The sequence below is a fragment of the Pseudoalteromonas sp. NFXS39 genome (assembly GCF_040148775.1).
Taxonomy (GTDB): domain Bacteria; phylum Pseudomonadota; class Gammaproteobacteria; order Enterobacterales; family Alteromonadaceae; genus Pseudoalteromonas; species Pseudoalteromonas apostichopi.
This window is the reverse complement of sequence record NZ_JAGDEC010000024.1, coordinates 1-1,014: the sequence shown is the minus strand read 5'-3', so window position 1 is coordinate 1,014 and position 1,014 is coordinate 1. Positions and strand designations below refer to the sequence as shown.

Annotated in this window: 2 rRNA genes; both read right to left on the bottom strand. The window is 43.0% G+C overall.

What is annotated here, in order from left to right:
* Window positions 1-657: ribosomal RNA gene (locus J3455_RS19800) — 23S ribosomal RNA — on the bottom strand; the annotation flags it as partial.
* Window positions 658-934: 277 nt separating this feature from the next.
* A 16S ribosomal RNA gene (locus J3455_RS19795) occupies window positions 935-1,014 on the bottom strand; the annotation flags it as partial.

The window sequence follows — 1,014 nt, the reverse complement described above, 5'->3', positions numbered from 1 at the left end:
GGGTCTATACCTTGCAACTAAACGCGCAGTTAACGCTCGCTTTCACTACGGCTACCCTAATCGGTTAACCTCGCTACAAAATATAAGTCGCTGACCCATTATACAAAAGGTACGCAGTCACCCTCGAAGGGCTCCTACTGCTTGTACGTACACGGTTTCAGGTTCTATTTCACTCCCCTCACAGGGGTTCTTTTCGCCTTTCCCTCACGGTACTGGTTCACTATCGGTCAGTTGGGAGTATTTAGCCTTAGATGATGGTCCACCTATATTCAGTCAAAGTTTCACGTGCTCCGACCTACTCGATTTCACTTAAGATGCATTTTCGTGTACGGGACTATCACCCTGTATCGTCAAACTTTCCAGAATGTTTCACTAACACATAATAAGCTTAAGGGCTGGTCCGGTTTCGCTCGCCGCTACTTCCGGAATCTCGGTTGATTTCTGTTCCTACGGGTACTTAGATGTTTCAGTTCTCCGCGTTCGCCTCGTTAACCTATGTATTCAGTTAACGATACCTGCAAGCAGGTGGGTTTCCCCATTCGGAAATCCTAGTCTCAAGCGCTTTTTACTAGCTTGACTAGGCTTATCGCAAGTTAATACGTCCTTCATCGCCTCCAACTGCCAAGGCATCCACCGTGTACGCTTAGTCACTTAACCATACAACCCAAACGGGTCTTTGTTAGTGACAGCTGTTAACTTCGCCAGAAGTTAATTCATCAAATAATGATGAGAATACTAAAGTAGATACCAATTAATCTTTCGATTAATGGCATATTTTTACTTTTGAAAACTCTTTATAGATACAAGTATCTATAAGAATTTTAATATCAGCTTTCCAAATTTTTAAAGAGCATATTAATTAGTTAAACCAAGCGGTTTAGCTAACTAACAATCATCTGTGTGGACACTACGAACAAATAAGTTCTAAATCGTATAAGGAGGTGATCCAGCCCCAGGTTCCCCTAGGGCTACCTTGTTACGACTTCACCCCAGTCATGAATCACTCCGTGGTGA